Origin of the sequence: Paraburkholderia sp. A3BS-1L (assembly GCF_051125215.1) — a bacterium.
Taxonomy (GTDB): domain Bacteria; phylum Pseudomonadota; class Gammaproteobacteria; order Burkholderiales; family Burkholderiaceae; genus Paraburkholderia.
On sequence record NZ_CP120442.1, the window covers coordinates 2473745 to 2487440 of the forward strand.

Consider the following 13696-nt stretch of genomic DNA (forward strand, 5'->3'; position numbering starts at 1 on the left):
ACAAATTTTGGCTTTTGCAAGGGCTCTTTGAGAAAAATCTCGAAGAGAGCGTTCAGCCCTGCATTTCAAGCCGGGCAACCCCGCCCATGTACGGACGCAGCACCTCCGGCACGGTGACCGAGCCGTCCGCTTCCTGATAGTTCTCGAGCACAGCGACAAGCGTGCGGCCCACCGCGAGACCCGAACCGTTGAGCGTATGCACGAGCTCCGGCTTGCCCTGGGCATTGCGGTAGCGCGCCTGCATGCGGCGCGCCTGGAACGCCTCGGTGTTCGAGCAGCTCGAAATTTCGCGATACGTGTTCTGCGCCGGCAGCCACACTTCGAGATCGTAGGTCTTGGTGGCCGAGAAACCCATGTCGCCGGTGCACAGCGTGATCACGCGGTACGGCAGGCCGAGCTTTTGCAGGATGGTCTCCGCATGCACGACCATTTGCTCCAGTGCGTCGTACGACGTTTCCGGCGCCACGATCTGCACCATCTCGACCTTGTCGAACTGATGCTGGCGAATCATGCCGCGCGTGTCGCGGCCATACGAACCGGCCTCCGAACGGAAGCACGGCGAATGCGCGGTGAGCTTGATGGGCAGCGCGCTGCCTTCGACGATGCTCTCGCGCACCGTGTTCGTGAGCGAGATTTCCGAGGTGGAAATCAGGTACTGCGTGACCGTGTTCTCGGCGCCGCCCTTCTCCACGCGGAACATGTCCTCGGCGAACTTGGGCAACTGGCCCGTGCCGTAAAGGATTTCCGGATTCACGATGTAGGGCGTGTACGTCTCCGTATAGCCGTGCTGCATCGTGTGCGTGTCTATCATGAACTGCGCGAGCGCGCGATGCAGGCGCGCGATCTGGCCGCGCAGCAGCGTGAAGCGCGCGCCCGAAAGCTTCGCGCCGGTCTCGAAGTCGAGACCCAGCGGCCCGCCCACGTCGACGTGATCCTTCACTTCGAAGCTGAAGTGGCGCGGCGTGCCCCAGCGGCGCACTTCCACGTTGTCGGCTTCGTCGCGGCCCACGGGCACGCTCTCGTGCGGCAGGTTCGGCACGCCGAGCAGCAGGTCGGAAAGCTTCGTCTGGATTTCGTCGAGCTTCGCAGCCGAGGCCTTCATTTCGTCGCCGATGCCGCCCACTTCGGCCATGACCGCCGAGGTATCCTCGCCGCGGCCCTTCATCGCGCCAATCTGCTTCGACAGGCTGTTGCGGCGCGCCTGCAGTTCTTCGGTGCGGGTCTGGATGGCGCGGCGTTCCGCTTCGAGCGCGGAAAACGCCGCGACGTCGAGGGTATAGCCGCGGTCGGCGAGGCGCTTGGCGACGCCGTCGAGGTCTTTGCGCAGCAACTGGATGTCGAGCATGGGATTGTGAGACGCAGTGTCGTTGTGTGAAGCGTCGATTTTAGCGCACCGGCGGGGGCTAGCCCTTGCGCTTGCGCTCGCGGATTTCGTCACGATGCTCGTCGCGCCATTGCGCGTCGAGGTCGGCGAGGCGCGCGAGCTTCTCGCCGATCTTGCCTTCGAGCCCGCGCGGCGTGGGCTGATACCAGCGCGGCTCGCGCATGCCGTCGGGCAGATAGGTCTCGCCGGCCGCGTAGGCATCGGGTTCGTCGTGCGCGTAGCGGTATTCGTGGCCGTAGCCCAGCTCTTTCATGAGCTTGGTGGGCGCATTGCGCAAGTGGACGGGCACCGCGCGCGACTGGTCCTTGCCAACGAAGCGGCGCGCCTCGTTGTATGCCATGTAACCCGCGTTCGATTTCGGCGCGACCGCGAGGTAGATGACGGCCTGCGCGAGCGCCAGCTCGCCCTCGGGCGAGCCCAACCGCTCGTAGGTCTCCGAGGCGTCGAGCGTGATGCGCGCCGCGCGCGGGTCGGCGAGGCCGATGTCCTCCCACGCCATGCGCACGATGCGTCGTGCCAGATAACGCGGATCGGCGCCGCCGTCGAGCATGCGGCAGAACCAGTAGAGCGCGCCGTCCGGATTGCTGCCGCGCACCGACTTGTGCAGCGCGCTGATCTGATCGTAGAACGCGTCGCCCCCCTTGTCGAAGCGGCGCAGATTTTCGGCGAGCGCGCTGCCGAGCAGCTCGCCGTCGATCTCGCGCTTCTTCTGCTGCGCGGCCGCCCGCGCGACGATTTCGAGGTTGTTCAGCAGCTTGCGCCCGTCGCCGTCGGCCGAACCGATCAGCGCCTTTTGTGCTTCCTCCGTGAAAGTGAGGCCGCCCAGCTCCGCGCTCGCGCGCGCAAGCAGCTCGCCCTGCTCGTCTTCGTCGAGGCTCTTGAGCACGTAGACCGCCGCGCGCGAAAGCAACGCGCTATTCACCTCGAACGACGGATTCTCGGTCGTCGCACCGATGAATACGAACAGGCCCGACTCCACGTGAGGCAGGAAGGCGTCCTGCTGGCTCTTGTTGAAGCGATGGACTTCATCGACGAACACGAGCGTCTGATGGCCATGCGCGCGGTGCATCTGCGCCGTCTCGACGGCCTCGCGGATATCCTTCACGCCCGAGAGCACCGCCGAGAGCGCGATGAACTGCGCGTGGAAGGCATCGGCCATCAGGCGCGCGAGCGTGGTCTTGCCGACCCCGGGCGGCCCCCAGAGGATCATCGAATGCGCTTCGCCCGACTCGAAGGCGACGCGCAGCGGCTTGTTGGCCCCGAGCAGATGCTTCTGGCCGATGACTTCGTCGATCGAGCGCGGGCGCAACCGCTCGGCGAGCGGGACGTTGGCACGGGTTTCTTCAAACATGACGTTTTCGCGATAATGTCGGCTTTGCCGGGGCCGGGCCATTGCCGAGGCGCTGTTCGCGCCCCCGAAAACGGCCTGCCATGACGGATGCAGTCGTGCATTATGACAGCCTGGGCGGTTGCGCGAGATGCCGTGCCTGGCTGCTGCCGATATGCGACCGATGCCCGCCTTCGCTGGCTGCCCGGATGGCCGGCCCCGCCAAACATCAGATAAGACAAACGACACAGAGGACCGTTTTACCGATGACTCTAGACTCGCAGGCCGGCGCGGCCAGCTCCGGCGAAGCCGGCTCGACCTACGCGCCCAACGTGCCCGTGCCCGACGCGCGCCGCCAGTTCCGCACCGGCGACGCCTTCGCGCTCTGGTTCTCGCTCGGCATCGGCCTGCTGGTCGCCCAGGCGGGCGCCCTGCTGGTGCCGGGGCTTTCGCTGCCCCATGCGCTCGCCGCGATCGGCATCGGCAGCGTGATCGGCGTCGTGCTCCTCGCGCTCGCGGGCGTGATCGGCACCGACACGGGCCTTGCCGCCATGTCGTCGCTGCGCCCGACGCTCGGCATTCGCGGCGCGTCGGTGCCGGCGGTCATCAACATGGTGCAGCTCGTGGGCTGGGGCTCGTTCGAGATCATCGTGATGCGCGATTCCGCCGATGCGCTCGCCAAGCAAGCCTTCGGCCTGTCGATTCCGCTCGTGTGGACGGTGATCTTCGGCTTGCTGGCCACGCTGCTCGCCGTGAGCGGCCCGCTCTCGTTCGTGCGCCGCTTCCTGCGCACCTGGGGCATCTGGCTTCTGCTCGCGGGTGCCGCCTGGCTCACGTGGAGTCTGCTCGTGCAGCACGACATCGGCGCGCTCATGCGCCGCCCCGGCACTGGCGAGATGCCGTTCGGCAGCGCGATCGACCTCGTGGTCGCGATGCCGCTGTCGTGGCTGCCGCTCATCGCCGACTACACGCGCTTCGGCCGCCGCGCGGGCGAGACGTTCCGCGGCACGCTGCTCGGCTATGGCATCGCGAACCTGTGGTTCTACGCGCTCGGCGCGATCTACGGACTCGCGGCGGGCGGCGGCGACGCGCTCCTCACCACGGCGCTCGCGAAAGCCGGTGGCGGCCTTGCGCTGTTGCTCGTGCTGATCGACGAAATCGACAACGCCTTCGCCGATATTCACTCGGCCGCGGTTTCCACGGGCACGTTCTGGACGCGCGGCAGCGTGCCGTGGCTCTCGGCGGCGTTCGGCGCGTTGTGCACGCTGATCGGCCTCGTCGTGCCGATGGCGCGCTATGAGAACTTCCTGCTCTTCATCGGCTCGGTGTTCGCACCGCTCTTCGGCGTCGTGCTCGCCGATCACTTCATCGTGCGCCGCCGGCGCATCGACGCCCATGCACTGGCCGATCTGAGCGGCATCTACGGTTACTCGGGCGGCTGGCACGTGACCGCGTTTGTCGCGTGGGGCATCGGCTTTGGCGCGTACCAGGCGCTCAACCAGTGGCTGCCGAATCTCGGTGCGACGCTGCCCGCGCTCGTGACCGGCGCGCTGTGCTATGTCGTGCTCGCGGGGCGTCGGCGCGCAGCTTACGCTTAAACCGCGCCTGCATCGATAGTGCTCCAAACGACAACGCCACGCTTCATCGCGTGGCGTTTGTCTTTTCAGCGGTGCGCTTCGACAGACTTATTCGCAGTGGCCGCAGCCGCCGTGCGCATGATGGTCATGGTGCTCATGCACATCCGCCGGCAATGCCTGCGCCGTCTGCGCGCTGATGCCCAGACGCTGCAACAGCTGGCGATCGGCTTCGGCTTGCGGGTTGCCCGTCGTGAGCAACTGATCGCCATAGAAAATCGAATTCGCGCCCGCCATGAAGCACAGCGCCTGAAGCGCGTCGTCCATCTGCTCGCGGCCGGCCGAGAGACGCACCATCGCCTTGGGCATGGTGATGCGCGCGACCGCGATCGTGCGCACGAACTCGAACGGATCGAGCGGCTCGGTGCCTTCGAGCGGCGTGCCGCTCACCTGCACGAGATTGTTGATGGGCACCGATTCCGGATACGGCTCCATGTTCGCGAGCTGCGCGATCAGGCCCGCGCGCTCGCGGCGCGACTCGCCCATGCCGACGATGCCGCCGCAGCACACGTTGATGCCCGCGTCGCGCACGCGCTCGAGCGTTTCGAGGCGGTCCTCGTAGGTGCGCGTCGAGATGATCTGGCCGTAGAACTCGGGTGAGGTGTCGAGGTTGTGGTTGTAGTAATCGAGGCCCGCGTCGGCGAGCGCCTTCGCCTGATGCGCTTCGAGCATGCCGAGCGTGACGCAGGTTTCGAGCCCCATCGACTTCACGCCGCGAATCATGTCCTTGATCGGCTCGAGATGGCGGTCCTTCGGATTGCGCCATGCCGCGCCCATGCAAAAGCGCGTCGCGCCGTTCGCCTTCGCCACACGCGCGGCGTCGAGCACGGCGTCCACGTCCATGAGCTTGCTCGCGTCGAGCCCGGTATCGTGATGCGACGACTGCGGGCAATATGCGCAATCCTCCTCGCAGCCGCCGGTCTTGATCGACAGGAGCGTGGAAAGCTGCACTGCATTCGCGTCGAAATGCTCGCGATGCACCTGCTGCGCGCGGAACATCAGATCGTTGAACGGCAGTTCGTAGAGTGCGGCGACGTCGGCGACGCGCCAGCGCGCGGCGGCTTCGTCTTGTGCTGGTGCGTGCGGCGCGCTTTTCTTGAGCGCGGTAATGTCGATATGAGCTTCGGTCATGGTGTAGGGGTCCTTCTTTACAGAGGCGACAGGGATTCGGATGCAGGCGCGAGAGTGTCGAGCCGCGCGAGCAACGCGTCGATGTTCAGGTGTTCTGCGGCGAGCTCGGCCAACGTAGCCGTATGAGCGCCGGGCATACGGGGCACGACGCCGATGAGCGGCGCGCCGAACTGCGCGGCCAGGCGCTCACGAAGCGCGTCGATGTTTTCTTGCGGGAAGGTCATGGCCGGGTCGATGCGGTTCGCGACCCAGCCCGCGATCGTGAGGCCGCGTGCGGCGATCGCCTCGGCGGTGAGAAGCGCATGGCTGATGCAGCCCAGTCGCATGCCCACGACGAGCACCACCGGCAGATTCAGCGCAACCGCGAGATCAGCGGTGTCCTGCGTCGCCGTGAGCGGCACGCGAAAGCCGCCCACGCCTTCCACCACCACGGCGTCCGCGCGCTCGCGTGCCTCGCCGAAACATTGCACGACGCGCGCCATGTCCAGCGTCACGCCTTCGAGCGCGGCGGCAATGTGCGGCGCGGCCGGCTCCCTGAGCAAAAACGGCGTGCGCATTTCCGCAGGAAGCAGCACGCTCGCGGCAGCGTCGAGCTGGTCGGCATCTTCATTGTGCCAGACGCCTTCGCGCTCGTATGCACCCGCAGCGATGGGCTTCATCGCCGCCGCGCGCAGGCCCGCTCGCGCCATGCCGCGCAAGAGCGCCGCGCTCACGAAAGTCTTGCCGATTTCGGTATCGGTGCCGGTTACAAAAAGCGAATACTTTGCAGTGCTCATCGCGCGCCCTCTTGCGCCTGCTGTTGCTCTTGCTGTTGCTCTTGCCGTTGCTCTTCAAGGCTCACGCGTTGCAGCGCCGCGTTCAGACGGTCGAGGTCGGCGTCCGAATGCGCAGCCGAGAGCGAAATGCGCAGCCGCGAGGTGCCGGCGGGCACCGTCGGCGGACGAATCGCCGGCACCCACAGACCATCGCGCTCGAGCGCGGCTTGCAGCGCAAGCGTGGCCTCGTTGGCGCCGACCACGAGCGGCTGCACTGCCGTGTGCGAATCGACGGGCCGCCAGCAAGTTTCCTTGAGCATCGAGCGCGTGCGCCCGATCAGATGATTCAGATGAGCGCGCCGCGCGTCACCCTCCTCGCCCGCAATCAGTTGCAGGCTCGCGGAGACCGCGTGCGCGACCGCCGGCGACGACGCCGTCGTGAAGATGTACGGACGGGCGCGCTGCACGTGCCACTCGATCACCGTGTCGTGAGCGCAGATGAACGCGCCCGAAACGCCCGCCGCCTTGCCGAGCGTGCCGACCATCACGAGGTTCGGCGAGCGCAGCGCGGCTGCGGCCAGCGCGCCGCGCCCTTGCGGGCCGAGCACGCCAAGCCCGTGCGCGTCGTCGACCACCAGCCATGCGCCATGCTTTTCGGCAAGTTCGACCAGACGCGCGAGCGGCGCGACATCGCCGTCCATGCTGAACACCGTGTCGCTCACGATCACCTTCGCGCGCGCGTCCGACGCTTCGAGCATCGTGCTCAAGGCGTCCATGTCCGCGTGCGGATAGATCCGGATCTCGGCCCGCGAGAGCCGCGCGCCGTCGATCAGCGAGGCGTGATTGAGCGCATCGGAAAAGAGCGTCGTGCCCTGCCCCGCGAGCGCGGTGAGCACAGCCAGATTCGCCATGTAGCCGGTGCTGAAGTACAGCGCGCGCGGCGCATCCACAAAGGTGCCGGCGAACGCCGCGAGATCGTCCTCGAGTTGCGCGTGGGCGCGCGAATGGCCACCCAGCAGATGCGAGCCGCCGCTGCCCGCGCCGTAGCGCTGCGCGCCCTCGGCCAGCGCCGCGACGAGCCGCGGATGCGCAGCCAGCCCGAGGTAGTCGTTGCTCGCGAAGCCGATGCTCTCGCGGCCATCGACAACCATATGGGCGCTGCACGGCGAATCGATGGTGCGGCGGCGGCGGCGCAGGCCCTGCGCATCGAGTTCGCGCAGGTTTTGTTCGAGTGTGTGCAGCAAGTGCATCAGAGGTCCTCCGCGACAGTCGCGTCGAATGTCTCGCGCGTGCGCGCGGCCAGGTGCGCTTGCGTTCCGGCGTCGAGAATGTATGGCGGCATTACGTAGACCGTCGTGCCGATCGGGCGCAGCAGCAGCTCGCGCTGCAGCGCGTTTTCGAAGAACCGGCGCGAGAACGTGCGCGCGCGCTCGGCGTCGTCGATCGCCACGTCGAACGCGAGAATCGTGCCGCACTGGCGCAGGTCGCGCACGAGCGGATGCTGCTCGAGCGGTGCAAACGCTTCGCGCAATTGCTTCGATTTTTGGGCGTTCGCGGCCAGCACGCCATCGCGCTCGAAGAGATCGAGCGTTGCAAGCGCCGCGCGGCAGGCGAGCGGATTGCCCGTGTACGAATGCGAATGGAGGAAGCCGCGCACGGTGTCGTCGTCGTAGAAGGCCGCGTAGATTTCGTCGCGCGAAAGCACGATCGACAGCGGCAGGTAGCCGCCGCTGATGCCCTTCGAGAGCGTGAGCAGATCGGGCCAGATGCCAGCCTGCTCGCATGCGAAGAACGTGCCCGTGCGCCCGCAGCCCACGGCGATTTCGTCGGCGATCAGATGCACCTGGTAGCGGTCGCACAGCGCGCGCAGGCCCCGGAGATACGCGGGATCGTGCATCGCCATGCCTGCCGCGCACTGCACGAGCGGCTCGACGATCAGCGCCGCGATGCGCCCTTCGCGCTCGGCGAACACACGCTCGACGTCCGCGAGCGCGCGGTGCGCCACGTCAGCGGCGCTCTCGCCTTCGCGCGCCGTGCGCGCATCGGGCGACGCGACCACGTGCGCGTGAGTCAAAAGGGGATCGTAAGCATCCCTGAAGAGCTTCACATCCGTCACGCCAAGCGCGCCGATGGTCTCGCCGTGATAACTGTTGGCCAGGCACACGAATTCGCGCTTGTCGCTCGCACACTGATTGCGCCACGCGTGAAAGCTCATCTTCAGCGCGATCTCGACCGCCGAGGCGCCATCGGACGCAAAAAACGCATGGCCGAGCGTGCCGCCGGTGAGCGCGCTCAGGCGCTCGGCGAGTTCGACTGCGGGCTCGTGCGTGCAGCCCGCGAGCATCACGTGCTCGAGCGTGTCGAGCTGCGCCTTGAGCGCGGCGTTGATTACCGGATTGGCGTGGCCAAACAGATTGACCCACCACGAGCTAACGGCGTCGAGGTAGCGCCGGCTTTCATGGTCGTACAACCACGGCCCTTCGCCACGCGCGACGGCGACGAGCGGCAAGCGCTCGTGGTGCTTCATCTGGGTGCAAGGATGCCAGACGGCGCGCAAGCTGCGCGCGATCCAGGCGTCGTTGGCGGGGTAGGAATGCGAGTTCAAATACGGCTCCTGCTGGTGTGTCCTGCTGGTGTCCTGCCAGGCAACGGGCCCGAGATTAACGCGTTCAATTCCGCAATGCACTACCCCCGAAATGGCCTTGAAAGGCCCGCTCGCACGAGGTTCGGCGCGGTTCGGGACAGCTGCGCACAGTTCTTTTGCGAAGACCCGAAATGCCCGAAGATGACGACGGCAAAGTGAAGCGCGCTTGTGCAAAAAAATCTGCGGCCGCACGCCGAAAAAGACGAGCGCGTACGCCGCGGTCGAACTCGAGCGCGAAGGCAGGAGCGCAACAGCGGTGAGAAAATAGTGGGAAAAACGAGGGAAACGAGGGAGCGGTGGCAGCGCGACGATGCGCGCGCCAGCGATGCGTCAGGCGCGCTTAACGGCTCGCGAGTGCGTGTGCGGTATCCGCATCGGCGGCAACGGCATTGCCGTCGTCGGTGTTGTCGTTTTGCGCCGTGGCGGTGTCGTTAGACCACACGACATGGCTGTTCACCGCGTAGAGGCGGCACGGATCCGAACTGTGCTTCTGGCAGTTCGCAACGGCGACAGCCATCGGATTGTCGCCGCCCTCGGCCCACGACCATGCGCCCGAATCGGACACGGCAAAAGCACGGCTCGGGTACTGCTTGAGGAAGTTGCGATAGCCGTCACGGCCCGCCTGATCGAGGAACGGCACCGCGCTCACCGAATCGATCGATGCGTAGCCCGTGGCGCGCGGCGCGGCTTGCGTCGCTACGCGATATTCCACGGCCGTGGGCATACCCTGGTTCGCCAGGAACGCCTCGACCTTGGGCCACCAGACCTGCACGCCGTCGCGGTCGCCCACGAGGCGATGTGCATCGTTCTTGTACGAGCCGAAATCGACGAGTTGCGCGCCCGCGCCCGGCCGCGCGGAACGAAACGCCGCGAACATCCGCGTAACGAGATCGGACGTCCACACCGAATCGTTGTCGCCGTAGAGCCAGAGCGAGGCTACGCGGGCCTTCGCGCCGTAATCGCCGAAGGCTTCGGTCAGGTTGTTCTGCCAGCCGGTGCAAGCGTCCTGACGCAGGCCGCCCGAGAAGTTGATGAGCGCGCGCACGCCGTGCGCGGCTTCGGTGCCGTAGGCCATGGTCGCGAGACCGCCATGCGAGGTGCCGGCGACGACGATATGGCTCGCGTCCACGTACGGCTGCTTCGCCATGTAGTCGACCGTGGTGGCCACGTCGGCGGCCTGGCCCAGGCCGTTGCTCGCGACGTCGCAGCCGTCTTGCTGATAGTCGCCGCCCGAGCCGGCGAAACCCCGGCGGTTCGGCGCGACGACCACGTAGCCGCGGCGCACGAATTCGCGCGCGAACGACGTCGGGTCGCTGCGCGGCTGCATGCGCGGGTCGCCCTGAATTTTGCCGTGATTGAACACCACCATCGGGAACGGGCCAGGACCGTCGGGACGGTAGACCGTGGTTTCGAGCGTAACGCTCGGGTCGCCGGCCACGGGAATGTGAATGATCTGCTGATTCATGTCGGCGCGCACGACGGGCAGATACGTGTCGCCGAGTGCGATGCGCGGCACGTTCGCACTGCCGAGCGGGCCATTGGCGAACGACGCAGCCGCGCCTTGCGAGGCGTCGCGATGCGCGTTCGAATGCGTGGCGGACGGCGTCGACATCAGCGCTGCCTGAGCGCTGGCGGCGGCAGCCGGGTCGGAAAGCGACGCCGCATGAGCAACCGACAGCACACACGCCGCGCCGGCCATCGCCCATCCGGTAAGAAGCTTCCTGAACGCCATGCGCAACACCCGCCTGCGAAAAAACCGCCGTCAATCTGCGTACCGAACCACTGCGCGAACGTCCCCTGCCCAGCGGGCACAACAGCACACGGCGCGCCTGGCCGAGAGGCCTGGCGTGGTCGCAACCGATGCTGCGGGGGAGAACACGGATCGGAACACCTGTGCGGCGCCGATCTGCAAACTTTCAGATCCGCCGCCAGCACCCGTCTTGTGATCGCCGCGAGAAATGTCTTTTCAACACTTGCTTACGTGGCGTAACGAGCACCGTGATTGCATCGTCGCACGACAATTATTTGTTGCGCAATTCAGGGGTAACCCGGCATAAGGCGTGCCAACGAAGGGCCAGTTCCTCGTATACCTTGACGCGCGGCGCATAGCGGGATTTCGGGGCGGTCGTGAGCCGCGGCGAAATAACGATCATTCACACAGTCATATGTCGCCGCTCGCTAAGGCCCCGTTTTTTGCATTAAGTGATTGCTTATAAATGCGTTGTTTTAGCCGCCACGGCAGCGGCGCAAAGACTGCCCTCAGCCTTCGAGGATGTCGCCGTCGACGTAGCGCCAGCGGCCGTCGTCGCCGCGCGTGAAGCGGCTCAGTTCGTGCAGACGAAAGGCGCGCCCGCCGCTCTTGTGGCGCGCGACGAACTCGACGCGCGCATGCGTCTCGTCGATGGGCTCGTGGCGCTTGACGGCAAGCCCGAGCCAGCGCGCCGCGCCGGGTGCATCGGGGTCGACGTCGAGATCGGCGGGACAGGTCTCGGCGGCCCAGGTCGCGCGCAGGTAGCCGGCTTCGCCAAGCACATAGGCCGTGTAGCGCGAGCGCATCAGTTCGAGCGCCGTGGCGGGCAGCGCGCCGCCGTCGATAAAGCGGCCGCAGCAATCGGCGAAGCGCGGGGGCTTGGCGCCCGATTTCAGGTTGGGGGCGGCGCCGCCGCAAGGACATTCGAGCGGGCGCTTCGCGCGCGTGGATTGAGCAGACATTAAATATCGATCCTTCTCACGCACTTCGTGCGCTTTCAGCAGAACAAAAAACAAGGGCCGCTCGCGCCAGCGCTGCGGCCCCTACGTGCAATGGCTGCGCAATTATTGCGCGGATATTGCGTGGATCGGGCGCTCACCAGTCGAGCTCGGTCCCGTCGTACTGGAAAAAGCGTCCGTTGAAGACCTCGCGTGCCGCCGCGGCTTCCGCCACCACTTCGCGCATGCCGGCGACGCTCGCCGTCACGTCGATGGCCGCCTGCGCGCCGCCCATCTCCGTGCGCACCCACCCCGGATGCAGCGCGATGCAAGTCGCCCGGCGCGTCTCCAGCGAGGTGATCTTGATGACGTCGTTCAAGGCCGCCTTGCTCGCGCGATAGAGCCAGCCCGTCGTGCCGGTTGTCTGCGTGATGCTGCCCATGCGGCTCGACAGCACGCCGAGCACGCCGAACGCCGCGTCGACGAGCGGCAGCAGAATCGGGATGAGCTGCATCGGGCCGCGCACGTTGGTGTTCATCACGTACTCGAAGTCTTCGGCGCTGATGGCTTCGACGCCCTCGGTGCGCGGGCCGTAGACGCCGGAAACGATGAGCGCCACGTTGAGCCGCTCGCCCTCGAGCTTCGCGCCGAGCGCGGCAATGTCCTCGGGCCGCGCGATGTCGAGCGCGAACGCCTGCGCGCCCAGCGCGTTGAGCGCCGTGCGCGCCGCCTCGGAGCGCGCCGTGGCCAGCACGCGCCAGCCGGCCTTCGCATACTGGCGCGCGAACTCGAGGCCGAGGCCTCGCGACGCGCCCACAATCAACGCTGTTTTCATGTCGCCGCCTTTTCTGGGTGCCGCGGCTATGCAGCGCCGCGTGCCAGCGATGGGAGGCGCCGCTGCGTGCGGCGCCCGTCACTCGGAAGCCTACATGAGTTCGACGCCCAGTGCGGTCGCTTCGCCACCGCCGATGCACAGGGTCGCCACGCCGCGCTTAAGACCGCGCGCGCGCAGAGCGCCGATCAGCGTAACGAGAATGCGCGCGCCCGATGCGCCGATCGGATGGCCCAGCGCGCACGCGCCGCCGTTCACATTGACCTTCTCATGCGGCAGATCGTGCTCCTTCATCGCGGCCATGGTGACCACGGCAAACGCCTCGTTGATCTCGTAGAGATCGACGTCGGCGGCCTTCCAGCCGGTCTTCTCGAAGAGCTTCGCGATCGCGCCCACCGGCGCGGTCGTGAATTTCGCGGGCTGCTGCGCGAAAGTCGAATGGCCCGTCACGCGCGCGAGCGGCGTGACGCCGAGGCGCTTCGCCGTGGACTCGCGCATCATCACGAGCGCCGCCGCACCGTCCGAGATCGACGAGGAATTCGCGGCCGTCACCGTGCCGGTCTTGCTGAAGGCGGGCTTGAGCGTCGGGATCTTGTCGAGATTGGCCTTGAACGGCTGTTCGTCGCGCTCGATCATGGTCTCGCCCGCACGCGTGGCCACCTTGACCGGCGCGATCTCCCATGCGAACGAGCCGTCCTCGTTGGCGCGTTTCGCGCGCTTGAGCGACTCGATCGCAAAGGCGTCCTGGCTCTCGCGCGAAAAAGCGAATTCGCCCGCGCACTCCTCCGCAAACGTCCCCATGAGGCGGCCCTTGTCGTAGGCATCCTCGAGGCCGTCGAGGAACATGTGATCGAGCACCTGGCCGTGCCCCATGCGCATGCCCGCGCGTGCCTTGGGCAGCAGATACGGCGCGTTCGACATGCTCTCCATGCCGCCCGCGACGATCGCTTCGGCCGAGCCCGCCAGCAGCATGTCGTGCGCGAACATCGCCGCGCGCATGCCCGAGCCGCACATCTTGTTCACCGTGGTCGCGCCCGCCGCGAGCGGCAGGCCCGCGCCGAGCGCCGCCTGGCGTGCGGGCGCCTGGCCCAGGCCGGCAGGCAACACGCAGCCCATCACCACTTCGTCAATCTGCTCGGGCTTCAGGCCCGCGCGCTCGAGCGCGGCCGCAATCGCCGCCGCGCCCAGTTGCGGCGCGCTCAATGCGGCGAAATCGCCCTGAAAGCCCGCCATCGGCGTGCGCGCCGCCGCCACGATCACCACTGGATCCATCTCCGTCTCACTCATGCTCTCTCTCCTTT

At 66.8% G+C, this 13696-nt stretch carries 11 protein-coding genes; 1 reads left to right on the plus strand and 10 read right to left on the minus strand.

The genetic code is table 11. The features are described from left to right. Positions 1–52: 52 nt before the first annotated feature. Together serS and P5W99_RS11265 are read right to left on the minus strand one after the other, a co-directional pair. A complete protein-coding gene (serS, locus tag P5W99_RS11260; protein ID WP_434660807.1) occupies positions 53–1345 on the minus strand; it encodes a serine--tRNA ligase in 1293 nt (430 codons plus the stop codon). Between the two features lie 58 nt (positions 1346–1403). Further along, positions 1404–2735: a replication-associated recombination protein A gene (locus P5W99_RS11265; protein ID WP_421024505.1), complete on the minus strand. Its 1332-nt coding sequence runs from the start codon at positions 2733–2735 to the stop codon at positions 1404–1406. Between the two features lie 242 nt (positions 2736–2977). Between P5W99_RS11265 and cytX the strand changes: the two genes are divergently transcribed. Continuing rightward, positions 2978–4309 carry a putative hydroxymethylpyrimidine transporter CytX gene (gene cytX / locus P5W99_RS11270; protein ID WP_434660809.1) on the plus strand — a complete coding sequence of 444 codons (1332 nt, stop codon included), beginning with the start codon at positions 2978–2980 and terminating at the stop codon, positions 4307–4309. Positions 4310–4396: 87 nt separating this feature from the next. Here cytX and bioB read toward each other — a convergent pair whose 3' ends face one another. The 8 genes from bioB to P5W99_RS11310 all read right to left on the minus strand — a co-directional run bounded on the left by bioB (position 4397) and on the right by P5W99_RS11310 (position 13682). Further along, entirely contained in the window at positions 4397–5476 is a 1080-nt protein-coding gene (bioB, locus tag P5W99_RS11275) for a biotin synthase BioB (RefSeq protein ID WP_421024507.1), read from the minus strand. 17 nt (positions 5477–5493) lie between these two features. Continuing rightward, on the minus strand, positions 5494–6252 hold the full coding sequence (gene bioD / locus P5W99_RS11280) for a dethiobiotin synthase (RefSeq protein WP_434660810.1): 759 nt from the start codon (positions 6250–6252) through the stop codon (positions 5494–5496). Beyond that, positions 6249–7481, minus strand: coding sequence for an 8-amino-7-oxononanoate synthase (gene bioF, locus P5W99_RS11285; RefSeq protein ID WP_434660811.1), 1233 nt, complete (start codon positions 7479–7481; stop codon positions 6249–6251). Before bioF ends, bioD begins: the two co-directional genes overlap by 4 nt. Further along, complete coding sequence (bioA, locus tag P5W99_RS11290; RefSeq protein WP_434660813.1) at positions 7481–8836, minus strand: adenosylmethionine--8-amino-7-oxononanoate transaminase; 1356 nt, start codon at positions 8834–8836, stop codon at positions 7481–7483. Before bioA ends, bioF begins: the two co-directional genes overlap by 1 nt. 379 nt (positions 8837–9215) lie before the next feature. Further along, positions 9216–10607, minus strand: a complete 1392-nt coding sequence (locus P5W99_RS11295) for a dienelactone hydrolase family protein (protein WP_434660815.1) — start codon at positions 10605–10607, stop codon at positions 9216–9218. Positions 10608–11134: 527 nt separating this feature from the next. Further along, positions 11135–11587, minus strand: coding sequence for a YchJ family protein (locus tag P5W99_RS11300; protein WP_434660817.1), 453 nt, complete (start codon positions 11585–11587; stop codon positions 11135–11137). A gap of 133 nt (positions 11588–11720) precedes the next feature. Beyond that, positions 11721–12398 carry an SDR family oxidoreductase gene (locus P5W99_RS11305; RefSeq protein WP_421043247.1) on the minus strand — a complete coding sequence of 226 codons (678 nt, stop codon included), beginning with the start codon at positions 12396–12398 and terminating at the stop codon, positions 11721–11723. A 90-nt stretch (positions 12399–12488) separates the two neighbouring features. Next, positions 12489–13682, minus strand: coding sequence for an acetyl-CoA C-acetyltransferase (locus P5W99_RS11310; protein ID WP_434660819.1), 1194 nt, complete (start codon positions 13680–13682; stop codon positions 12489–12491). Between the last annotated feature and the right edge of the window lie 14 nt (positions 13683–13696).